The sequence below is a fragment of the Streptomyces sp. NPDC058231 genome (assembly GCF_042882275.1).
GTDB lineage: Bacteria > Actinomycetota > Actinomycetes > Streptomycetales > Streptomycetaceae > Streptomyces.
The window spans coordinates 1-19,851 of the sequence record NZ_JBHVWN010000104.1 but is presented as its reverse complement, the minus strand read 5'-3'; the positions used below and the strand labels follow the sequence as shown (position 1 = coordinate 19,851).

Genomic DNA, 19,851 nt, shown 5'->3' with positions numbered 1-19,851 from the left:
CGTAGAGAACTCCATGATCACTCAGGCCCGTGCCTGTACTCATGCCCAGAGTGACCGGCCGTCAGGCAGCGCCACCATTTGCCGGTCGGTCTAAGTCGGTCGCCAAGTGAAATGTGAGCGGCCTTGGTCGAACGGCCGACCAGCGTTCGAAACGGGCGAGGGTCTCCTGCGGTTGACTTCCCGCAGCGTCTCGACGAAGAGCTGCCAGGTCTGCGGGGGCGCTGACCGTCGGTTGCGGAAGTGGTCAGTCGCGGGGTGCTGGTCGCATCAGTCCTCGGCGCACACGGCGCACCGGGCGCGAGCTCGCCGAGCAGGTCGGAAAGCGCGGCCCGCCGGGCGGATGCTCGGCGGGCCGTGTCATGTCGGGACGGTCCGGTCGTCAGTTCCGGGCCGCACGGCGGCGTACCAGCAGGATCGCGCCCGTACCGGCGACGAGGGCCGCGGCGGCTGCGCCCGCGAGGGGGACGGTGGAACCCGATCCGGTGCTCGCCAGGTCGCCACCGGTGGTCGCGGAGCCCGAGGACCCGGCCGACACGGAACCACCCGTGGACCCGGAGCTGCCGGTGGAACCGCCCGTGGATCCGGAACCACCCGCGGACGCGGTGCCGGAGCCGCCGGTGGTGGATGTCGAGCCGGAGCCGCCTGTCGAGCCGCTGCCGCCGCCGGTGGAGCCGCCGGCGCCGTCGACATCGAGCAGGATCGCGGCCGTGTCGTTCTTCTTGTTCTTGTCGTACGGGCGCTCCTTCGCCTCCAGCGCGATCGAACCCCTGGCCCCGGGCACCGCCTTGTCTATCCGCAGGGTGAAGGGGAACCGCACGCTGCCGCCCACGTCGAGCCAATCAAGGGTGAGGCCGCAGCTGTAGCTGTCGGAACCCACCTTCTTGCAGTTGTCCCTCGCCTCGGTCACCGTCGTACCGGCAGGCATCTTGATCAGGACCTGAGGTATTCGGGGGTGCAGGTCCAGCCAGGCCGGCCCCGCGTCGGTGACCTTCGGTTCCAGCGTGACCGTGTCGCGACGCGTCCCGCCAGCCGTGCGCCCGTCACTTCCAAGTCGGCCGTGTTCACCGCGGTGACCGGCACTTCGGTCGAGTCCCGGTCGGGGTGCTCCGGGTCGCTGTCGCCCACCGGGGTGGTCGAGGGCAGCTCGGTCAGCTTCACCGCGGGTCCGGTTCCGGGTACGGGGTGTTCGGGGCGGTCCGGGTCTTCGAGGCGGTCGGTGGCGACCGACACCCAAACGGATTCGTACAGCGCGCGGTCGAGGACATTCAGCGACAGCGTCTTCTCGGGTGTGTAGACGGCGCCGGGCTTCACCGTCTGGTCGAACTCGCAGACCGCGCCGGAGTGGCTCGGAATGCCGTCCTCCTCGGAGACATCGGAGCGGGTGCAGTTGGAGGGCAGCTCCTGGTGGGCCAGCCCGGGGCTGGCGGAATAGGTCAGGAAGACCTTGTCGAGTGCCGTGGTGCCCTTGTTCGCGAAGACGACCGGCACCCCGAAGCTGCTGCCCGGCTTCACTCCGACGACCGGCGACACAGGCCCCAGCGCCAGAACGGGCTGGGGGCCGTCAGCCGAGGCGCGCGCGGCGCCCAGGGCGATCAGACCGATGGCGCCGATCACGGCGGCGGTCCTGCGCAGCAGGCGGCCGCGGTCGACAACCGTTCGGAGCATGGGGGATCCCTTGCGGTGAGCGACGGATGCACAGAGACGAACAGCGAGGGAAGAGCAGTTCCGCCGCATCAGACACGCCATGGCACTGGACGGTTGCACGGCATCGACGCCAGATGGAGAACAGCCCTGTGCCGCACAGTTCGTGAGGGGCGAGGTGTATCGACCCACAGCATTCTTTACGCGGCCAACGGGTGGGTGTCCGCCCGGTGCGGCGTGGCAGCGGTCGTGGTTGCAGGTGTGGAGGAGGTCCGGCAGGGCGGCTGTCGGCTGGTGGTTCGGAGGGGTACACGTCCGTACCCCTCCGAGAGGGCGGAGCCGTGAACGGAGGGCCACCGTCTCCGGGGGGCTCGCGCAGCGCCGAGCAGCGCCGGCCGACCGGCTTGGGAGGACGACACCGCCTGTCGTCCTCCCAAGCCGGCCCCAAGGTTGTCCCGTATGCCCGATGCACGCGTCGAGAGCCCGGAGGCCACGCTGGCGAGAAGCTGCCGGAAGGCGGCAGAGTTCAGCCGAGTTTCGCTGCCGGAAGTTGCCGCTGACGTCAGGTGACCAGGTGCCTACGATTGTTCGAGCGGTCTTCGCCGAGGGAATTCGGTCCCGCTGAACGTGATGACGGTCCGAGACGGTTGTGGGGGATGACGGGTTACGGAGCAGCGGCTGTGGTGTCGATTCCGGCCGTCGCCGCGACCGTGCTCGGGGAGTTGTGGCAGGTGCCACTCAATTCCGAAGCACGCCGACCCGGGACGACAGCTGCCCGGGGGAATTCGCGAGGCGCGCCGCCGGGCTCATGCCTGTCACCGTTTCGCCGAGGTGAACGGCGTGAGCGCCCTGCGGGACTGCGACTCCCGGCCATGTCACGTCGTGTTTCGCCTGAGGAGGAGCTGCGATCATGTCTGTCCACCTGACCACGGACGACTGGTGGCTCATCGCGGTCGGCGCCACCGTCGTCTACATGGCCGCGATGTACTGGTGCATGCCGACGCCGAAGGCAAAGCGGCGCATGTTCATCGCCCCGCTGGCCGGTTGGATGTTTCTGTTGCCCGACGCCACGATAAAAGGCTATTCCGTCTCGCACACCCTGTATTTCTACAGTTGCGTCCTGATGATGTTCGTCATCATGCTGGCGCCGGTCGCGAAAAGGGTCGGAGCCGACATTGCGGAACAGGAGGAGAAGCCTTGGGACAAGGTGCCTCTCAATACTTTCTCCTTGTACTGGATGGTCGGGTCGGCCACGGCGTGTGTCACAGGAGTGGTCTACCTCTGGCCGTTGCTTGCATAGCGGACGGCAGGCGGCGACCTGCGACTCATGAGCGCACCGCTCATGGCGTCTGTCCGACCGCGAGGAGTCGTCCCTCCCTCCACGGGAAGTGAGTCCGAACCGCGGTTGCGGCACTCACGTCCGGCTCACCGGGGCGATCTCGTCGAGCAAGCCGCGGATGCGCCTTTCGATCTCGTCGCGGACGGGCCGGACGGCGTGGACTCCCTGTCCGGCCGGGTCGGGGAGCACCCAGTCGAGGTATCGCTTGCCGGGGAAGACGGGACAGGTGTCGCCGCAGCCCATCGTGACGACCACGTCGGACGCCTGGACGGCTTCGGCCGTGAGCACCTTGGGTATCTCGGCGGAGATGTCGATGCCTGCCTCCGACATCGCTTCGACGACGGCCGGGTTGACCGTGTCCGCGGGCGCGGACCCGGCGGAGCGGACCTGTACGAGGTCACCCGCCAAGTGGGTGAGGAACGCTGCGGCCATTTGGGAGCGCCCGGCGTTGTGGACGCAGACGAACAGCACGGAGGGACGTCCGGCGGAGGTGTTCATGGCCCGTGTGCCTTTCTCGACGGAGGACGGTCAGGGAAGTGCGGGGGCGGGTTCGGCTTCGCCCTGGAGAGGGGCAGGGGTGGCCTGCGCGGGTGCCGGGCGTCCGAACACCGCGGTCACGAGGCCCAGCCCGATTGCGGCGCCCACCAGTTGGGCCGCGACGAACGGGCCGAGTGAGGCCGGCGCGATGCCGGCGAACGTGTCGGTGAAGGCCCGGCCGATGGTGACCGCCGGGTTCGCGAACGAGGTGGAGGACGTGAACCAGTAGGCCGCTCCGATGTACGACGCCACGGCCGCCGGGGCGACGTGGGCGCGGTCGCTGCGGGCCAGGCCGAGGATCAGCAGGACGAGTCCGGCGGTCGCGACCACCTCGCCCAACCACAGGTGACCGGCGGAGCGGTCATGGGTGGACCACTGCACGAGCGGTCTGTCGAACATCGCGTCCGCCCCGATGGCGCCCGCGACGGCTCCGGCGATCTGGGCCGGGATGTACGCCGCGACGTCCCGTGCGGTCAGCCCGTCCTTGCGACGGCGCCCGGTGAACCAGGCCGCGAGCGTGACGACGGGGTTGAAGTGGGCACCGGACACCGGCCCCAGGAGCACGATGAGCACACCCAGTCCGAAGACCGTGGCCAGCGAGTTGGCCAGCAGCTGCACGCCGATGTCCCTGCTCAGTTCACTAGCCTGGATTCCGGAGCCGACGACCACCGTGACCAGGGCGGCCGACCCCACGGCCTCGGCGACGGCCCGGCGTCCCAGCGAAGTGTTCACGCGAGCGCCCCGGCCGTCTGCGATGGCTCCAGGAAGGCGGCGAGCCGGTCGAGGGTGGCGGGAAGCGCCCAGTAGTGGACCCATGTGCCCCGCCGCTCGCAGTCGATCAGACCGGCCTGCCGCAGCAGCTTGAGGTGATGCGAGATCGTCGGCTGGGACAGGTCGAAGGCCGGGGTCAGGTCGCAGACGCAGACTTCACCACCCGCCCGCGAGGCGATCATCGACATCAGACGCAGGCGTACCGGGTCGCCCAGCGCCTTGAACAATTTGGCCAGCTCCGCCGCCTGGCCCTCGTCCAGAGGTGCGGTCACCAGCCCCGGACAGCACGCACTGTTCCCGTCGCTCCGTCCGAGCGCCACGAGTTCTTGCTTCGACATCCATCTATGTTGACACTCTTCGATCCAGGCCACAAGCTTGCATCGATAAACATCAATGCAAGCCGATGGGAGCCCTGCCATGTCTCGTGCTCAGCTCGCCCTGCGCGTCAGCGACCTCGAAGCGTCGATCACCTTCTACTCGAAGCTGTTCGGCACCGAACCGGCCAAGCGACGTGAGGGCTACGCCAACTTCGCCATCACCGAGCCCCCGCTCAAGCTCGTACTCATCGAGGGCACGCCCGGTGAGGAGACCCGCCTCGACCACCTCGGTGTGGAGGTCGGGTCCACCGACCAGGTCGACGCGGCCACTGCGCGACTCAAGGACGCCGGCCTGGCCACCTTCGAGGAGAACGACAGCTCCTGCTGCTACGCCCTCCAGGACAAGGTGTGGGTGCACGGCCCGGGCCGGGAGCCGTGGGAGGTCTACGTCGTGAAGGCCGACGCGGGCACTCTCGGCAGGAGCGCCGCCCCCGAAGCCGCCGGCGACGGCTGCTGCGCCGGCCGTGCCGCCGAACCGGGCCCCGCGCCCGCAGGTTGCGGCTGTGGATGAAGTGGCAGTTCACGGACGCGTCTACATCCTGGACCGTTCGGACCGTTCGGACCGATCGGCGAAGGGCCCGGGACGGGTAGGCATGGCTGTGCCCCCTCACCGGTCGGGAGGGGGCACGGGCCGTGCTCGGTCAGCGGGACGCGGGCGGGATGCTCTGGTCGTACTGGAAGACGCTGTGCGGGTCGTACTTCGCCTTGATCTTGCGCAGCCGGTCGAAGTTGGATCCCCAGTAGGCGGTCTCCCAGTCCTGCATGCCGATGTTCGGCACGCGGCTTCTTGGCGAACTGCGAGTAGAACTTCCAGTTCGCGGGTTCGTCCTCGACCGGGATCTGGAATCCCGAATACACGTCGCCCCAGTTTCCCACCTGCGTCGAAACCTGAGGACTGCCGATCGACAGGATCGGGGCCAGCAGCTTCTTGGCCTCCTCGGGCGTTCCTTCCGCGAGGACCGCGAACAGCAGGGTCTGGTTGCGGTGGATCTCGAGCTGCGTACCGAGGCGGTCATCGGCGTGCAGCGCGGTGCGCTGCCAGGCGTTGAAGACCCTGCGCAGGTCGCCGATGCCGTCCCAGGTGGCCTGCACATAGGTGACGCTCTTCAGCGGGGCCACTCTGTAGGTGAGTGAGGTGACGATTCCGAAGTTGCCGTTGCCCGCTCCGCGCAGCGCCCAGAGCAGATCCGAGTTGTGGTTCAGATCAACCTTGATCACCTTGGCACACTCGTCGCCTTCCGCGACGACGACCTCGGCGCCGATCAGGCTGTCGCAGGCCATCCCCAGCCAGCGGGTCAGGAAGCCGAAGCCGCCGCCGAGCGTCGCGCCGGCCAGGCCGACGGTGCCTTCGGTCCCCGTCGTCACCGCGAAGTTCCGCTTCGCGAGTGTGGTCACCGCTTCCAGCTGGTTGAGACCGGAGCCGACCGTCGCGATGCGAGAGGCACTGCCGATGTGGACCGACTTCAGCTCGCTGATGTCGATCACGAGGCCGCTGTCGACGTTCGACCAGCCCTCAAGGCTGTGGCGGCCGCTCCGGATCCGCAGCGCGACGTCGTTCTGCCGCGCCCACGTCAGGGCGTTCACCACATCCTGGGTGTTCTGGGCGAAGACGATGACCAGCGGATAGTGGGAGAAGAGCTGGTCCCAGCCGAGACGCGCGTCCGTGTACCCGGGGTCCTCGGGGCGGACGATCCGGCCGGTCAGCTTTGCCGGCCCGCACTCCGCCCCACACGCCTCGCCCCCCGTATACCCCGGTCACGGCACTCGCACCGGGGGCTGCGACGGCCGCAGCGCCCGGCACGACGACCGCACCTGCACCGGCGACCGCCGTCGCTTTGAGCAGTCCGCGACGGGAAAAGTCGTTCATGGCCCGTGTCCTCTCGACCACCCGCAGGAGGCGAATCGGTCTTTTATGGGTCATTCGGGCGAAGTGGACGCTAGCAAGGGCGATCACGGGGGACGGTTCCGACACGCTCACCACGACGACCGAGGAGTTGCCTGATGCCGTAGCGCGCCTCCTCGCGCCGGCGAACAACGGCGAACAACGGCGAACAAGCGCGACCAGGCGAACGCGCTCGGCGGCGCCGTGCAGGTGCGCCAGCGTGCGCATGACGGACCGGACCGTCCCCCATTCGCTGTCCGCAACGGCGTGCTTCCGCCGGAGACGGCCGATGCGGAAGAGGCGGTCGCCGTCGGCCCACACGGCGCCCTCGGGGTGGAGCTGAATTCTTCACGGCCGGGGGCGGCCCACCACGAAAATTCCCCGCCCGTTGCCCATCGGTCTCGACACCGCCGGTCCGACGCCCTGGCGAGGTCGTCGCGAGTCACCGGGGGCGGGCTGAATCGCCATGCGCTCTGCCGGTCCCGAGGGACAGGCGGCCACTCGCCCCGCGGTCTTCACCCCGCACCGGGCGTGCGGCTGGGCGCATCTGACGTGCGGTCGGTTCCACACCCGTCGGCGACGCGCGAGCACCGCGGCGACGCGCGGCCGGGGACGCCGTCGGCCCCCGGCGCCCGCAACTCCGTCCGCGTCCGCTCAGTTGCCCGCGACGTCCTTCATCGCCACCGTCAACGGCACGTTCCCCGAGATCAGTTCGAGGGTCAGGCCGGCCGTCGCCGGGGTGTCCAGCAGCTCCAGCAGCGTCGCCGCCACATCGTCGCGCGGTACCGGCCCGCGCCCCGTCGAGGCGGCCAGCAGGACCTGCCCGGTGCCTGCGTCGGTGGTGAGCATCCCGGGACGCAGAATCGTCCAGTCGAGTGCGGCCTTGGAACGGACGTACGCGTCGGCGGCGCCCTTGGCCCTCAGATACGCGTCGAAGACCTCGTCGCCGGGGTGGTCCGGATCGGCGCCCATCGCCGAGACCACCACGTGGCGACGCACACCGGCCCGTTCCGCCGCGTCCGCGAAGAGCACCGCCGCGCCGCGGTCCACCGTGTCCTTGCGCGCCGAACCGCTGCCCGGGCCCGCGCCCGCCGCGAAGACGGCCGCGTCGGCGCCCCGCAGCACCTCGGCCGTCTCCTCCACGGAGGCCGATTCGAGGTCCAGGACGACCGGTTCGGCGCCTCTCGCCCGGAGGTCCTCACCCTGTCCCGGATCACGGATGATGCCGACCGCTTCGTCTCCGCGCGCAGCGAGCAGCCGCTCCAGCCGCAGCGCGATCTGACCGTGTCCACCTGCGATGACAATGCGCATGGTCACGACCGTACGCCGCGGCGCGCCCCGGCGCTCAAGGCCCGCCGCCGGGCCCGGGATCCGGTCGGCTCTGGCGCGGCAGATCGAGTGCCACGACGGTGTCCGAGTCGCAGTACTCGCGGACGGCGCTGGTCCGTGCCACGACGCGTCCGCGGTGCACCACGATCCTGCTGTACGCGAGGGAGAGCACGCCGGAGAGCTGTTCCCCGCGCACGGCGAGGAGCTCGGCGGGGAACCCCGCCTCGACCCGGACCTCGGGCAGCCCCATGGCCTCCCTGGCGACCGTGGAGACCGCCTCGTAGGCGTCCTCGGCGTGCAGCCCGCACTGGGAGGCGAGCAGGTAGGCGGCCTCCAGCGGGTCCCCGCGCCCGACCGGGTTCGCCGCGTCGCGCAGGGCGCCGCTTCCCGCCGCGACCCGTACCCCGGCCGCCCGCAGCAGCCGTACCGGTGCCGTGCCCCGGCGTTCCGCGGCGCGGCAGCCGCCCTGGGGGAGGCAGACCACGGTCACCCCGGCGGCGGCGAGCCGATCGGCGGTGCGGATCGCGATGTCCCGGGGGAGGCGGTCGAGGCCCGCGCACGGGCCGACCGAGACGCCGGGCCGGAGTCCGGCGGCCATGGCGGCGAGCCGGGCGAGGCGGGCCGGATCGTCACCGTCCGTGTGCAGGTCCACGGGGCATCCGTGCTCGGCGGCGATCTCCAGGACCGCTTCGGCGTATCCGGCCGGGTCCGGGTCGAGATCGGGACAGCCGCCGATGACGCCGGCCCCCGTCTTCACCGCGTCGCGCAGCATGGCCAGGCTGTCGGCGCCCGCGACCCCGGTGAGCAGCCGGGGGACGGCGACCGGGGTCAGCTCGGCGAGCCCGCGCAGCGAGCGTCGCGCCTGGAGCACCGCTTCGAGCGGGGCGAGCCCGGTCACTGCCCCGATCCGTACGTGTGAGCGCAGGGCGGTTGCGCCGTGCCCGAGCTGCAGCAGGGCGGCCTCGGTGGCGCGGCGCTGGATGTCCTCGGGGCGGTGCGAGGCGGGTCCGGAGCTGCCCGGACCGGCGCTGTCCGCGGTGAGCGCGGTGTCGCTGTGGGCGTGCGGCTCGGCCGGGGCGGGGAGCAGGAGGTAACCGCGCAGGTCCACGCGGGCGCCCGGGGCGATCAGGCTGCCCGTGGTGCCGACGGCCTCGATGCGCCCGCCGCCGAGCCGTACGTCGACGATGCGGCCGTCGGTGAGGCGGGCCCCGCAGAGGATCAGCGCGGTGCCGTCGTCGGCGGCTGCGCCGGTGGCGTGGTCGTCGGGCTGCGGCGGCCGGCTGTCGGGCATCGCGCTCCTGGGAGGGGTTACAAGATCACGCAGAGTGAGTCGAGCCTAGGGGGGTGTTCGTCCCGGTTCGAGCATGGGCGAAATAGTCGTACCGGTGTGGCTCCATGGGACGTCCGGGGCGGGCGCCGACGTCCGGGGGCGGTGGTGGTCGCGGGGCGGTCCGGCACGGTCCTGCATGGTCCGGGCCGCTGTCGGGCCCGCCGCCCGATCCGCAGATCAGGTGGCCGATCGGCCCCCGGCAGGGCCGCCGGCCAGGTCTTCGGACGGCCGTGGATCAGTGGCCGGCCCAGGGATCGGCACGGGGACGATCAGCGCTCCGGCGAGGGGCTCCGAAACGGATTTGGGCGATCGGCGAGAGACCGTGTAATGTCTTCATCGCTCGCCCCAATAGCTCAGTCGGTAGAGCGTCTCCATGGTAAGGAGAAGGTCTACGGTTCGATTCCGTATTGGGGCTCTGGTGATCGGAGAACCCCGCCTCACGGCGGGGGGATCCGTCATCAAAGCGGTGTAGCTCAGTCGGTAGAGCAAGCGGCTCATAATCGCTGTGTCACCGGTTCAAGTCCGGTCACCGCTACTTACGGTAGCCGATTGTGGGGTCGGTCCTTCGATCGGCTACTCTTTTTTGCGTTCATCCGTCCATCCGTCCGTCCAAGGAGCACTCACGTGGCTGCCACCGACGTCCGCCCGAAGATCACGCTGGCCTGCGTGGAGTGCAAGGAGCGGAACTACATCACCAAGAAGAACCGGCGTAACAACCCGGACCGTCTTGAGATGAAGAAGCACTGCCCGCGCTGCAACTCGCACACTGCGCACCGCGAAACCCGCTAAAACAGGCTCGTACACGAGGCCGTCCCCACTGGGGGCGGCCTCGTGTCGTTGTAGCAGGACTGTTCCGTGCTGGGCTGTTCCTCGGCCCATTCGTCTTTCATCAGGAGGTAGCGAGCCCATGGCGCTCGACCAGTCCTTCGTCGGGCGGACCTATCCGCCCACCGCGCCGTACGAGGTCGGCCGGGAGAAGATCCGCGAGTTCGCCGAGGCGGTGGGAGACACCAATCCCGCGTACGCCGATCCGGCGGCCGCCCGGGCGCTCGGGTATTCCGATGTGATCGCACCGCCCACTTTTGTTTTCTCGATCACATTCAAGGCGGCCGGTCAGGTGATCCAGGACCCGCAGCTGGGTCTGGACTACAGCCGTGTGGTGCACGGTGACCAGAAGTTCGCCTACGCGCGTCCGGTACGGGCGGGGGACCGGCTGACGGTCACCTCGACGATCGAGGGCATCAAATCCCTGGCGGGCAACGACATCCTCGACATCCGTGGAGAGGTCCACGACGAGACCGGTGAGCATGTCGTGACCGCGTGGACGAAGCTGGTGGCGCGCGCCGCCGAGGAGGCGTGATGACGGCGAAGGTGAGTTACGGGTCGGTCGAGGTCGGTACGGAGCTGCCGGCGCAGTCCTTCCGGGTGACCCGCGCGACGCTGGTGCAGTACGCGGGCGCCTCCGGCGACTTCAACCCGATCCACTGGAACGAGAAGTTCGCCGTCGAGGTCGGGCTTCCGGATGTGATCGCGCACGGCATGTTCACCATGGCCGAGGCGATCCGGGTGGTCACCGACTGGGCGGGCGATCCGGGCGCGGTCGTCGAGTACGGGGTGCGGTTCACCAAGCCGGTCGTCGTGCCGAACGACGACAAGGGCGCGCTGATCGAGGTCAGCGCCAAGGTGGCCGCCCTGCTGGACGACCATCAGGTGCGGGTGGACCTGACGGCGATGAACGAGGGCAAGAAGGTGCTGGGCATGTCCCGCGCCGTCGTGCGGCTCGCCTGAGCCGTCGCATCGGACTGTGCGTACGGGGCGCCCTCCGCCGGAGCGCCCCGTACGCACAAGGGCGGGGGCGGATCGGTTCCGGCGCACACTGCTTGACTAAGTTAGTGATTGAGTACTAACTTCGATGCATGGCCAGGATGAGTGCGGAGGAGCGGCGCGAGAGCGTCATCGTCGCTGCGATCACGGAGTTCGCCCGGGGTGGGTACAACGCCACCTCCACGGAGGCGATCGCCAAGCGGGTCGGAGTCTCGCAGCCGTACCTCTTCCGCCTCTTCCCCAACAAGGAGGCCATGTTCCTCGCCGCCTCCGACCGCTGCCTCGCGGACACCCGGAAGGTCTTCGCGCAGGCCGGTGACGGCCTGCAGGGTGAGGAGGCGCTCCACGCGATGGCGGCGGCGTACCAGCGCCTCATCGTCGAGGACCCCGACAAGCTGCTGATGCAGATGCAGATGTACGCGGCCGTCGCGGCGGCCGAGGCCGCCGGGGACCACGAGTTCGGCGCGGCGGCGCGGGCCGGCTGGCTGCAGATGTGGGACGAGGTCCACCTCGCTCTCGGCGCCGACCCCGGCGAGACCACGCAGTTCCTCGCGTACGGCATGCTCATCAACACTCTGACCTCGCTCGGCTTTCCGGCCGGGCACCGCATCTGGTCGGGCTTCTACCCCTCGGCGCGGCCGACCGCCTGAACAGCGCGACCCGGGTTCGACCCGGTTTTCTGCCCAGGAAAGTTAGTAATTGATAACTAACCCACAGGGGGAGCAGTGAGCCAGCACAGAACGGACCGCTCAGGAGCAGTCTGGGCCCTCGTCATCACCAGCGTCGCCGGATTCATGGCGGCCCTCGACAATCTGGTCGTCACGACCGCCCTTCCCTCCATCCGTAAGAGCCTCGGAGGCGAACTGCCCGAGCTCGAATGGACGGTGAACGCGTACACCCTCACCTTCGCCGTACTGCTGATGTTCGGTGCCGCCCTCGGCGACCGGTTCGGCCGGCGGCGGCTCTTCCTGGCCGGACTCTCCGTCTTCACCGGCGCCTCGGCGGCCGCCGCACTCTCGTCCGGGATCAACGAGCTGATCGCCTTCCGGGCCGTCCAGGGGGTCGGCGCGGCGATCATGATGCCGTTGACGCTCACCCTGCTCACCGCAGCGGTACCGGCCGCCCGTCGCGGCATGGCGCTCGGCATCTTCAGCGCGGTCACCGGGCTCGCCGTGGCGAGCGGACCGCTGATCGGCGGCAGTCTCACCGAGCACATCTCCTGGCAGTGGATCTTCTGGCTGAACGTGCCGATCGGCCTGGTGCTGCTGCCGACGGCCCGGCTGCGCCTGGCGGAGTCGCACGCCCCCGGCGCCCGGCTCGACATCCCCGGCACGCTGCTCGTCAGCGGCGGCCTCTTCGGCATCGTCTACGGACTGGTGAACGCCAACACCGACGGCTGGACCAGCCCCGCGGTCCTCACCGGCCTGATCGCCGGCTCGGCACTGATAGGGGGCTTCATCCGCCATGGGTTCCACGCGAAGAACCCGATGCTGCCCATGCGGCTCTTCCGCAGCCGGGCCTTCTTCGGGATCAACGTCGCAGGTCTGCTGATGTTCCTCGGGATGTTCGGTTCGATCTTCCTGCTCAGCCAGTACCTGCAGGGCGTGCTCGGCTATTCGCCCACCCAGGCCGGACTGCGGATGCTGCCCTGGACCGGGATGCCGATGCTGGTCGCGCCCGTCGCCGGATATCTCTCCGACCGGTTCGGCGGCCGGCCGGTCGTCGTCACCGGCCTCACGCTCCAGGCTCTGGGGCTGGCCCTGTTCGCCGTGGTCATCGCCCCCGACGCCTCGTACGCCGCGCAGTTGCCCGCCCTGATGATCGGCGGTGTCGGCATGGCTCTCTACTTCGCGCCGGCCGCCAGCCTGGTGATGTCCAGCGTCCGCCCCGCCGAACAGGGCATCGCCTCCGGCGCCAACAACGCCCTGCGCGAGGTCGGCGGCGCCCTCGGTGTCGCGGTGCTCGCCTCGGTCTTCTCGGCGCGGGGCGGGTACGGCTCCGCACAGTCCTTCACGGACGGAACCGTTCCGGCGGTCTGGATCGGCGCCGGTGTGGTGGCGCTCGCCGCAGTCGTGGCACTGCTGATCCCGGGCCGTCGCAGCGCACCGGCGCCGGAGGCGGACCCGGTGCGGGACGCGGAGCGGGTGCCGGTCGCGGCCTGACCCATGAGCCTGCGTGTACGGTCCGTGGCCCCGCACCGGCGGTGGGCCGCGGACCGTACTCTTGTCCCCGTGCAGGAACTCCACGATGCCCCCCTCGCCCCCCTGACCACCTTCCGGCTCGGCGGCCCCGCGGCCCGCCTCCTGACGGCGACGACCGACGCCGAGGTGGTCGAAGCCGTGCGCGAGGCCGACGAGAGCGGGACCCCGCTCCTGGTCGTCGGCGGCGGCAGCAACCTGGTCATCGGCGACAAGGGCTTCGACGGCACCGCCCTGCGCATCGCGACCAAGGGCTTCACGCTGACCGGTACGGAGCTGAAGCTGGCCGCCGGCGAGGTCTGGACGGACGCCGTCACCCGCACCGTCGAGGCCGGCCTGGCCGGGATCGAGTGCCTGGCCGGAATCCCCGGGTCCGCGGGCGCGACCCCGATCCAGAACGTCGGCGCGTACGGCCAGGAGGTGGCGTCGACCATCACGGAGGTCGTCGCCTACGACCGGTACGCCCGTGAGACGGTCACCCTCCCGAACGACGAGTGCGCGTTCTCGTACCGTCACAGCCGCTTCAAGGCCGAACCCGACCGCTTCGTGGTGCTGCGCGTCCGCTTCGCGCTGGAGGACGCGGGGGGCCTCTCCGCGCCGCTCAAGTACCCCGAGACGGCCCGTGCCATGGGCGTCGAACAGGGCGACCGGGTGCCCGCGGCAGCCGCCCGTGAGACCGTGCTGCGGCTCCGCGCCGGAAAGGGCATGGTGCTCGACCCGGAGGACCACGACACCTGGTCGGCAGGGTCCTTCTTCACCAACCCGGTCCTCGACGCCGCTCAGTTCGAGGAGTTCCTCGCCCGCGCGAAGGACCGGCTGGGCGCCGAGGTGACGCCGCCCGCCTTCCCCGCGGACGGGGGACACACCAAGACCTCCGCCGCCTGGCTCATCGACAGGGCCGGATTCACCAAGGGGTACGGCACCGGACCCGCCCGTATCTCCACCAAGCACACGCTCGCCCTCACCAACCGCGGCGGCGCGACCACGGAGGACCTGCTCGCGCTCGCCCGCGAGGTCGTCGCGGGGGTCCACGACGCCTTCGGCGTCACGCTCGTCAACGAACCGGTGACGGTCGGCGTCAGCCTCTGAGGGGAGGCCGGGCGGGCGGCCTCAGTACGCCACGCCGACGCCCTGCTTCACCGCGGCCGGATCGTCGATCAGCGCCAGCATCGCGTGCGCCACGTCGGCCCGGGAGATCGACCGGCCGCTGCGCGGGTTGGAGCCGTGGACCGTCCGGTACGTCCCCGTCAGCGGACCGTTCGTGAGCTTCGGGGGCCGCACCGACGTCCAGTCGGCCGTGCTGCGTGCCAGCGCGGCCTCCATCGACGTCAGGTCCGCGTAGACCTCCTTGAGGACCGCTCCGATCGCCTTCAGCATCATCCGGTCCAGCAGCGGTTCGTCCGCGGGCACCGGCGCGACCGGGGCCGCGCTGACCACGAGCAGCCGCCGGGTCCCCTCCGCCTCCATCGCCCGGAGCACCGAGCCGGTGAGCCGTTCGGCGACACCGCCGGCCCTGCGGCCCCGCGAACCGAGTCCGGAGAGCACCGCGTCCCGTCCGGCGACCGCCTCGCGCAGTGCGTCCGGGTCGTCGATCCGCGCCGCGGTGTGGACCGTGACGCCGGAGAGCGGGACCCGCAGCCGGGCCGGATCGCGGACCACCGCCGTCACCTCGTGTCCCGCCGCCACCGCCTGCCGGACGATCTCCTGACCGATGCCGCCCGTCGCACCGAACACCGTGAGCCTCATTGCGCACCCTCCCCGGGTGGGTAAGTATTCACTCACCTCTAGAGTGAGTGGACACTCACCGCTCGTCAAGCCTCATCGGAGTACGCATGGAGCAGAAGCCGGCCCGCGTCCGCATCCTCGACGCCGCCCATCAGCTGATGCTCACCATCGGCCTGGCGCGCGCCACCACCAAGGAGATCGCCAGGGCCGCGGGATGCTCGGAGGCGGCGCTCTACAAACACTTCGCCAGCAAGGAGGAGCTGTTCGTGGTGGTGCTCAGGGAACGGCTGCCCAGGCTCAACCCGCTGCTGGCGCGGCTGACCACCGACCCGGCGACGGGGGAGCGGACCGTCGAGGAGAACCTCACGGAGATAGCCCGTCAGGCCGCGCTCTTCTACGCCCAGAGCTTCCCGATCGCCGCCTCGCTCTACGCCGAACCGCGGCTGAAGCACCGCCACGACGAGGCCATGCGCGAACTCGGCACCGGCCCCCACCTGCCGATCCGGGGCCTCGCCGGCTACCTCCGCAGCGAGCAGACCGCCGGCCGCGTCCGGCCCGGCGCCGACACCTACGCCGCGGCGTCGCTGCTCCTCGGAGCCTGTGCCCAGCGTGCGTTCGCGTACGACGCCACGGAGGAGGGCCGGCCGCCGCAGTCCCTCGACGACTTCGCCGTCTCCGTCGCCCGGACGGTGCTGAGCGGGATCGAGGCGTAGCGAACGGTCCGGCGGTCGTCGCGTCCCGCGCGCCCGGCAGCCGCGTACCCAGCAGTTCTCGTACCCGGCGGCTCTACCGCTCGGCCTGCTCCTGGCCAGCGGGCTCCGCCAGCCAGCCGTCGATCCCGGACAGCAGCCGCTCCCGTACGTCGGGCGGCGCCACCGAACCGCGTACCGACTGCCGCGCCAGCTCGGCCAGCTCCTCGTCCGTGAACGCGTGGTGGCGGCGCACGAGCTCGTACTGCGCGGCCAGCCGGGAGCCGAAGAGCAGCGGGTCGTCCGCGCCGAGCGCCATCGGCACCCCGGCCTCGAACAAGGTGCGCAGGGGTACGTCCGCGGGCTTCTCGTAGACGCCCAGAGCCACGTTCGACGCCGGGCAGACCTCGCAGGTCACCCCGCGCTCCGCCAGCCGGCGCAGCAGCCGCGGGTCCTCGGCGGCCCGCACCCCGTGGCCGATCCGGGACGCGTCGAGATCGTCCATGCAGTCCCGCACGCTGGAGGGCCCGGCCAGTTCACCGCCGTGCGGGGCCGCCAGCAGGCCACCCTCCCTGGCGATGGCGAAGGCCCGGTCGAAGTCGCGCGCCATGCCGCGCCGCTCGTCGTTGGAGAGCCCGAAGCCGACGACGCCCCGGTCCGCGTACCGCACCGCGAGCCGGGCCAGTGTCCGCGCGTCCAGCGGGTGCTTCATCCGGTTCGCGGCGATCACCACCCGGATCCCGAGCCCGGTCTCGCGGGCCGCGGCGTCCACGGCGTCCAGGATGATCTCGATCGCCGGGATCAGCCCGCCGAGCAGCGGCGCGTACGACGTGGGGTCGACCTGGATCTCCAGCCAGCCGGAGCCGTCCGCGACATCCTCCTGCGCGGCCTCGCGGACCAGGCGCTGGATGTCCTCGGGCGCCCGCAGACAGGACCGGGCGATGTCGTAGAGGCGCTGGAAGCGGAACCAGCCGCGCTCGTCGGTCGCCCGCAGCTGGGGAGGCTCGCCGCCGGTCAGCGCCTCGGGCAGCCGGACGCCGTACTTGTCGGCGAGTTCGAGCAGCGTCGTGGGCCGCATCGACCCGGTGAAGTGCAGATGCAGATGGGCCTTGGGCAACAGCCGTACGTCACGCTCCATTCCAAGATCCTGCCGCACCCGCGGGCTCTCGCGGTAGCCGGTTCCCCCATCGAGTCGGTTCTCGAACAAAAAAGTGACCCCCGGCCGGAGCCGGGGGTCACCTGGGCGGAGTGCGGAAGGTCAGTCCTTGGCCTCGCCCAGCAGCTTCTGGAGCCGCGAGACGCCCTCGACGAGGTCGTCGTCGCCCAGCGCGTACGACAGCCGCAGGTAGCCCGGCGTGCCGAACGCCTCACCCGGAACGACCGCGACCTCGGCCTCGTCCAGGATCAGCGCGGCCAGCTCGACCGAGGTGGCCGGACGCTTGCCGCGGATCTCCTTGCCGAGCAGCGCCTTGACCGACGGGTACGCGTAGAAGGCACCCTCGGGCACGGGGCAGAGCACGCCGTCGATCTCGTTGAGCATCCGCACGATGGTCCGGCGGCGGCGGTCGAAGGCGGTCCGCATCTCGGCCACCGCGTCCAGGCTCCCCGAGACGGCGGCCAGCGCGGCGACCTGCGCGACGTTGGAGACGTTGGACGTGGCGTGCGACTGCAGGTTGGTCGCGGCTTTGACGACGTCCTTCGGGCCGATGATCCACCCGACCCGCCAGCCGGTCATGGCGTACGTCTTGGCGACGCCGTTGACCACGATGCACTTGTCGCGCAGCTCGGGTACGAGAGCGGGCAGCGAGGTGAACTTCGCGTCGCCGTAGACCAGGTGCTCGTAGATCTCGTCGGTCAGGACCCACAGGCCGTGCTCGACGGCCCAGCGGCCGATCGCCTCGGCGTCGGCCTCGCTGTAGACGGCGCCGGTCGGGTTCGACGGGGAGACGAACAGGACGACCTTGGTGCGCTCGGTGCGCGCGGCCTCCAGCTGCTCGACGGAGACCCGGTAACCGGTGGTCTCGTCGGCCACGACCTCCACCGGGACACCGCCGGCGAGGCGGATCGACTCGGGGTAGGTGGTCCAGTACGGCGCCGGGACGATGACCTCGTCACCCGGGTCGAGGATCGCGGCGAATGCCTCGTAGATGGCCTGCTTGCCACCGTTGGTCACCAGGATCTGGGAGGCGTCGACCTCGTAACCCGAATCGCGCAGCGTCTTCTCTGCAATGGCGGCCTTGAGCTCGGGGAGCCCGCCGGCGGGGGTGTAGCGGTGGTACTTCGGGTTGCGGCAGGCCTCGACCGCAGCCTCGACGATGTAGCCGGGGGTCGGGAAGTCCGGCTCGCCGGCGCCGAAGCCGATCACCGGACGGCCGGCGGCCTTGAGGGCCTTGGCCTTGGCGTCGACGGCGAGGGTGGCGGACTCGGAGATTGCACCGATGCGGGCGGAGACCCGGCGCTCGGAGGGAGAAGTTGCAGCGCTCATGCGCCCCATGTTCCCAGACCGCAATCCCTGTCAGCACACGGGTTTCAGGGACCGGACAGCACCCGGACAGCATGCGGACAGCAATCGGGCAGGAGTTGTCCGGAGCTATCTGTTCGACGCAGGGCCGCTGAGCACGTACACTCACCTGTCGTTGGCCTTCACCAGCCGCACCGTTCCTGCACCCGGGGCACCCGGAAAGATGCGGTAGGTTGGTGGAAACCACAAAGGGTCGTAGCTCAATTGGTAGAGCACTGGTCTCCAAAACCAGCGGTTGGGGGTTCAAGTCCCTCCGGCCCTGCTACACACTCCTTCGCCAGGATGTGTGCGCATGTACGTACTTCAATGCACCGCCGTGCGACGGCTCCACCGGGCGCGGCACGGCCATGACCCGGAATCAGGTGAGAAGCGTGACGGACGCCGTGGGCTCCATCGACATGCCTGATGCTGAGGATGAAGCACCCGAGTCGAAGAAGAGGACTCGGAAGGGCGGCAAGCGCGGAAAGAAGGGCCCCCTGGGCCGTCTCGCGCTGTTCTACCGCCAGATCATCGCCGAGTTGCGCAAGGTCGTCTGGCCGACTCGCAACCAGCTGACGACGTACACGTCCGTGGTGATTGTCTTCGTCGTCGTCATGATCGGTCTCGTGACCGTGATTGACTTCGGATTCCAGCGGGCCATCAAGTACGTCTTCGGCTGATCCCGCGGAGGGCGCCTCATGGGCGCCCCTTTCGCATGTTCCACCCATTTGTATCCAGGAAGAAGCAGCCACCGTGTCTGACCCGAACCTGAACGACGCCGTCGACGCGACGGCGGGCGCCGTCGAGTCCGCCGAGGACGAGTTCGAGATCGTCGAGGCAGCGGACGCTGTGGAGCCGGACCAGGCCGAAGCTGCCGACGCCGCCGCGGGCGAGCCCGCCGAGCAGGCCGCCGAGAACATCGAGGACGAGGACGAAGCCGCAGAGGCCGACTCCGAGGACGAGGACGAGGACAGCGCGTCCGAGGGCGACGAAGAGGCCGAGGACGAGGAAGAGGCCGAGCCGGCCGCCCCCGTCGACGCCGTCACCGCGCTCCGTGACGAGCTCCGCGGTCTCCCCGGCGAGTGGTACGTCATCCACACCTACGCCGGCTACGAGAAGCGCGTGAAGGCCAACCTGGAGCAGCGCGCCGTCTCGCTCAACGTCGAGGACTTCATCTACCAGGCCGAAGTGCCCGAGGAAGAGATCGTCCAGATCAAGAACGGCGAGCGGAAGAACGTCCGCCAGAACAAGCTCCCGGGCTACGTCCTGGTCCGCATGGACCTGACGAACGAGTCCTGGGGCGTCGTCCGCAACACCCCCGGCGTCACCGGCTTCGTGGGCAACGCCTACGACCCGTACCCGCTGACCCTGGACGAGATCGTCAAGATGCTCGCCCCGGAGGCCGAGGAGAAGGCCGCCCGTGAGGCCGCGGAGGCCGAGGGCAAGCCGGTTCCGTCCCGCAAGGTCGAGGTCCAGGTGCTGGACTTCGAGGTGGGCGACTCGGTCACCGTCACCGACGGCCCGTTCGCGACGCTGCAGGCGACGATCAACGAGATCAACGCCGACTCGAAGAAGGTCAAGGGCCTCGTCGAGATCTTCGGTCGCGAAACCCCGGTCGAGCTCAGCTTCGACCAGATCCAGAAGAACTGACGGTTTTCGCCGACTTCTGGACACATGCCTACCGAGCAGGTCAGACAGGCTCTACAGCC

22 protein-coding genes, 3 tRNA genes and 1 pseudogene are annotated in these 19,851 nt (G+C 70.0%); 14 read left to right on the top strand and 12 right to left on the bottom strand.

From position 1 onward, the window contains the following. Positions 1 to 379 precede the first annotated feature (379 nt). On the bottom strand, positions 380 to 925 hold the full coding sequence (locus ACFVXE_RS36715) for an LPXTG cell wall anchor domain-containing protein (RefSeq protein WP_389677870.1): 546 nt from the start codon (positions 923 to 925) through the stop codon (positions 380 to 382). 5 nt (positions 926 to 930) lie between these two features. Continuing rightward, entirely contained in the window at positions 931 to 1,665 is a 735-nt protein-coding gene (locus ACFVXE_RS36710; protein ID WP_389677868.1) for a hypothetical protein, read from the bottom strand. An 886-nt stretch (positions 1,666 to 2,551) separates the two neighbouring features. Here ACFVXE_RS36710 and ACFVXE_RS36705 point away from each other — a divergent pair. After that, complete coding sequence (locus ACFVXE_RS36705; RefSeq protein ID WP_389677867.1) at positions 2,552 to 2,941, top strand: hypothetical protein; 390 nt, start codon at positions 2,552 to 2,554, stop codon at positions 2,939 to 2,941. Between the two features lie 114 nt (positions 2,942 to 3,055). Here the strand turns inward: ACFVXE_RS36705 and ACFVXE_RS36700 are convergent, their stop codons facing one another. Genes ACFVXE_RS36700 through ACFVXE_RS36690 form a run of 3 tightly spaced genes read right to left on the bottom strand, consistent with a single transcriptional unit; the run spans position 3,056 to position 4,626 of the window. Beyond that, the gene (locus tag ACFVXE_RS36700) at positions 3,056 to 3,478 is read right to left on the bottom strand and encodes an arsenate reductase ArsC (RefSeq protein ID WP_389677865.1); all 423 of its coding nucleotides are present in this window, start codon (positions 3,476 to 3,478) and stop codon (positions 3,056 to 3,058) included. Positions 3,479 to 3,508: 30 nt separating this feature from the next. Then, positions 3,509 to 4,333 (bottom strand): aquaporin, encoded by an 825-nt coding sequence (locus tag ACFVXE_RS36695; RefSeq protein WP_389677863.1) that lies wholly within the window; start codon positions 4,331 to 4,333, stop codon positions 3,509 to 3,511. Next, positions 4,246 to 4,626: an ArsR/SmtB family transcription factor gene (locus ACFVXE_RS36690; RefSeq protein ID WP_389677861.1), complete on the bottom strand. Its 381-nt coding sequence runs from the start codon at positions 4,624 to 4,626 to the stop codon at positions 4,246 to 4,248. Before ACFVXE_RS36690 ends, ACFVXE_RS36695 begins: the two co-directional genes overlap by 88 nt. 79 nt (positions 4,627 to 4,705) lie before the next feature. Here ACFVXE_RS36690 and ACFVXE_RS36685 point away from each other — a divergent pair, with 79 nt between their 5' ends. Further along, complete coding sequence (locus ACFVXE_RS36685) at positions 4,706 to 5,176, top strand: ArsI/CadI family heavy metal resistance metalloenzyme (protein ID WP_389677859.1); 471 nt, start codon at positions 4,706 to 4,708, stop codon at positions 5,174 to 5,176. A gap of 130 nt (positions 5,177 to 5,306) precedes the next feature. Here ACFVXE_RS36685 and ACFVXE_RS36680 read toward each other — a convergent pair whose 3' ends face one another. The 4 genes and pseudogenes from ACFVXE_RS36680 to ACFVXE_RS36665 form a co-directional block, all read right to left on the bottom strand. Next, positions 5,307 to 5,429, bottom strand: a complete 123-nt coding sequence (locus tag ACFVXE_RS36680; RefSeq protein WP_389677874.1) for a BBE domain-containing protein — start codon at positions 5,427 to 5,429, stop codon at positions 5,307 to 5,309. A 526-nt stretch (positions 5,430 to 5,955) separates the two neighbouring features. After that, positions 5,956 to 6,249 (bottom strand): annotated as a pseudogene (locus ACFVXE_RS36675) (FAD-binding protein); the annotation flags it as partial. A gap of 952 nt (positions 6,250 to 7,201) precedes the next feature. Beyond that, the gene (locus ACFVXE_RS36670; RefSeq protein ID WP_389677858.1) at positions 7,202 to 7,858 is read right to left on the bottom strand and encodes an SDR family oxidoreductase; all 657 of its coding nucleotides are present in this window, start codon (positions 7,856 to 7,858) and stop codon (positions 7,202 to 7,204) included. A gap of 34 nt (positions 7,859 to 7,892) precedes the next feature. Then, a complete protein-coding gene (locus tag ACFVXE_RS36665; RefSeq protein WP_389677856.1) occupies positions 7,893 to 9,167 on the bottom strand; it encodes an amidohydrolase family protein in 1,275 nt (424 codons plus the stop codon). A gap of 381 nt (positions 9,168 to 9,548) precedes the next feature. On the opposite strand from ACFVXE_RS36665, the gene ACFVXE_RS36660 reads away from it, so the two are divergent. The 8 genes from ACFVXE_RS36660 to ACFVXE_RS36625 all read left to right on the top strand — a co-directional run bounded on the left by ACFVXE_RS36660 (position 9,549) and on the right by ACFVXE_RS36625 (position 14,317). Then, positions 9,549 to 9,621, top strand: a tRNA-Thr gene (locus ACFVXE_RS36660). A gap of 47 nt (positions 9,622 to 9,668) precedes the next feature. Next, positions 9,669 to 9,741, top strand: a tRNA-Met gene (locus tag ACFVXE_RS36655). Between the two features lie 89 nt (positions 9,742 to 9,830). Further along, complete coding sequence (rpmG, locus tag ACFVXE_RS36650) at positions 9,831 to 9,995, top strand: 50S ribosomal protein L33 (protein WP_003956487.1); 165 nt, start codon at positions 9,831 to 9,833, stop codon at positions 9,993 to 9,995. A 118-nt stretch (positions 9,996 to 10,113) separates the two neighbouring features. Then, positions 10,114 to 10,566 (top strand): MaoC family dehydratase N-terminal domain-containing protein, encoded by a 453-nt coding sequence (locus ACFVXE_RS36645; protein WP_389677854.1) that lies wholly within the window; start codon positions 10,114 to 10,116, stop codon positions 10,564 to 10,566. Beyond that, complete coding sequence (locus ACFVXE_RS36640) at positions 10,566 to 10,994, top strand: MaoC family dehydratase (protein ID WP_389677853.1); 429 nt, start codon at positions 10,566 to 10,568, stop codon at positions 10,992 to 10,994. Before ACFVXE_RS36645 ends, ACFVXE_RS36640 begins: the two co-directional genes overlap by 1 nt. Before the next feature lie 137 nt (positions 10,995 to 11,131). Further along, positions 11,132 to 11,680 carry a TetR/AcrR family transcriptional regulator gene (locus ACFVXE_RS36635; RefSeq protein ID WP_389677872.1) on the top strand — a complete coding sequence of 183 codons (549 nt, stop codon included), beginning with the start codon at positions 11,132 to 11,134 and terminating at the stop codon, positions 11,678 to 11,680. 75 nt (positions 11,681 to 11,755) lie between these two features. After that, a complete protein-coding gene (locus tag ACFVXE_RS36630) occupies positions 11,756 to 13,192 on the top strand; it encodes an MFS transporter (RefSeq protein WP_389677851.1) in 1,437 nt (478 codons plus the stop codon). A 69-nt stretch (positions 13,193 to 13,261) separates the two neighbouring features. After that, positions 13,262 to 14,317: a UDP-N-acetylmuramate dehydrogenase gene (locus ACFVXE_RS36625; RefSeq protein WP_389677849.1), complete on the top strand. Its 1,056-nt coding sequence runs from the start codon at positions 13,262 to 13,264 to the stop codon at positions 14,315 to 14,317. 21 nt (positions 14,318 to 14,338) lie between these two features. Here ACFVXE_RS36625 and ACFVXE_RS36620 read toward each other — a convergent pair whose 3' ends face one another. Then, on the bottom strand, positions 14,339 to 14,974 hold the full coding sequence (locus tag ACFVXE_RS36620; RefSeq protein ID WP_389677847.1) for an NAD(P)-dependent oxidoreductase: 636 nt from the start codon (positions 14,972 to 14,974) through the stop codon (positions 14,339 to 14,341). 86 nt (positions 14,975 to 15,060) lie between these two features. Between ACFVXE_RS36620 and ACFVXE_RS36615 the strand changes: the two genes are divergently transcribed. Next, a complete protein-coding gene (locus tag ACFVXE_RS36615) occupies positions 15,061 to 15,666 on the top strand; it encodes a TetR/AcrR family transcriptional regulator (RefSeq protein ID WP_389677846.1) in 606 nt (201 codons plus the stop codon). A gap of 73 nt (positions 15,667 to 15,739) precedes the next feature. Here the strand turns inward: ACFVXE_RS36615 and ACFVXE_RS36610 are convergent, their stop codons facing one another. Continuing rightward, positions 15,740 to 16,780 carry an adenosine deaminase gene (locus ACFVXE_RS36610; RefSeq protein ID WP_389677845.1) on the bottom strand — a complete coding sequence of 347 codons (1,041 nt, stop codon included), beginning with the start codon at positions 16,778 to 16,780 and terminating at the stop codon, positions 15,740 to 15,742. A gap of 120 nt (positions 16,781 to 16,900) precedes the next feature. Next, positions 16,901 to 18,127, bottom strand: coding sequence for a pyridoxal phosphate-dependent aminotransferase (locus tag ACFVXE_RS36605; RefSeq protein WP_389677843.1), 1,227 nt, complete (start codon positions 18,125 to 18,127; stop codon positions 16,901 to 16,903). A gap of 225 nt (positions 18,128 to 18,352) precedes the next feature. Here ACFVXE_RS36605 and ACFVXE_RS36600 point away from each other — a divergent pair. From ACFVXE_RS36600 to nusG, 3 genes are all read left to right on the top strand, one after another. Then, positions 18,353 to 18,425 (top strand) — tRNA-Trp (locus tag ACFVXE_RS36600). Positions 18,426 to 18,534: 109 nt separating this feature from the next. After that, complete coding sequence (gene secE / locus ACFVXE_RS36595; protein WP_389677841.1) at positions 18,535 to 18,822, top strand: preprotein translocase subunit SecE; 288 nt, start codon at positions 18,535 to 18,537, stop codon at positions 18,820 to 18,822. Positions 18,823 to 18,895: 73 nt separating this feature from the next. Further along, a complete protein-coding gene (gene nusG / locus ACFVXE_RS36590; RefSeq protein ID WP_389677839.1) occupies positions 18,896 to 19,792 on the top strand; it encodes a transcription termination/antitermination protein NusG in 897 nt (298 codons plus the stop codon). The last annotated feature ends 59 nt before the right edge of the window (positions 19,793 to 19,851 follow it).

Excerpts from the sequence above, each read along its gene's own strand:
- ACFVXE_RS36715 (WP_389677870.1), bottom strand. The coding sequence starts at position 925 with ATGCCTGCCGGTACGACGGTGACCGAGGCGAGGGACAACTGCAAGAAG.
- ACFVXE_RS36710 (WP_389677868.1), bottom strand. The coding sequence starts at position 1,665 with ATGCTCCGAACGGTTGTCGACCGCGGCCGCCTGCTGCGCAGGACCGCC.
- ACFVXE_RS36705 (WP_389677867.1), top strand. The coding sequence starts at position 2,552 with ATGTCTGTCCACCTGACCACGGACGACTGGTGGCTCATCGCGGTCGGC.
- ACFVXE_RS36700 (WP_389677865.1), bottom strand. The coding sequence starts at position 3,478 with ATGAACACCTCCGCCGGACGTCCCTCCGTGCTGTTCGTCTGCGTCCAC.
- ACFVXE_RS36695 (WP_389677863.1), bottom strand. The coding sequence starts at position 4,333 with ATGGGTCCACTACTGGGCGCTTCCCGCCACCCTCGACCGGCTCGCCGC.
- ACFVXE_RS36690 (WP_389677861.1), bottom strand. The coding sequence starts at position 4,626 with ATGTCGAAGCAAGAACTCGTGGCGCTCGGACGGAGCGACGGGAACAGT.
- ACFVXE_RS36685 (WP_389677859.1), top strand. The coding sequence starts at position 4,706 with ATGTCTCGTGCTCAGCTCGCCCTGCGCGTCAGCGACCTCGAAGCGTCG.
- ACFVXE_RS36680 (WP_389677874.1), bottom strand. The coding sequence starts at position 5,429 with ATGCAGGACTGGGAGACCGCCTACTGGGGATCCAACTTCGACCGGCTG.
- ACFVXE_RS36670 (WP_389677858.1), bottom strand. The coding sequence starts at position 7,858 with ATGCGCATTGTCATCGCAGGTGGACACGGTCAGATCGCGCTGCGGCTG.
- ACFVXE_RS36665 (WP_389677856.1), bottom strand. The coding sequence starts at position 9,167 with ATGCCCGACAGCCGGCCGCCGCAGCCCGACGACCACGCCACCGGCGCA.
- ACFVXE_RS36645 (WP_389677854.1), top strand. The coding sequence starts at position 10,114 with ATGGCGCTCGACCAGTCCTTCGTCGGGCGGACCTATCCGCCCACCGCG.
- ACFVXE_RS36640 (WP_389677853.1), top strand. The coding sequence starts at position 10,566 with ATGACGGCGAAGGTGAGTTACGGGTCGGTCGAGGTCGGTACGGAGCTG.
- ACFVXE_RS36635 (WP_389677872.1), top strand. The coding sequence starts at position 11,132 with ATGAGTGCGGAGGAGCGGCGCGAGAGCGTCATCGTCGCTGCGATCACG.
- ACFVXE_RS36620 (WP_389677847.1), bottom strand. The coding sequence starts at position 14,974 with ATGAGGCTCACGGTGTTCGGTGCGACGGGCGGCATCGGTCAGGAGATC.
- ACFVXE_RS36615 (WP_389677846.1), top strand. The coding sequence starts at position 15,061 with ATGGAGCAGAAGCCGGCCCGCGTCCGCATCCTCGACGCCGCCCATCAG.
- ACFVXE_RS36610 (WP_389677845.1), bottom strand. The coding sequence starts at position 16,780 with ATGGAGCGTGACGTACGGCTGTTGCCCAAGGCCCATCTGCATCTGCAC.
- ACFVXE_RS36605 (WP_389677843.1), bottom strand. The coding sequence starts at position 18,127 with ATGAGCGCTGCAACTTCTCCCTCCGAGCGCCGGGTCTCCGCCCGCATC.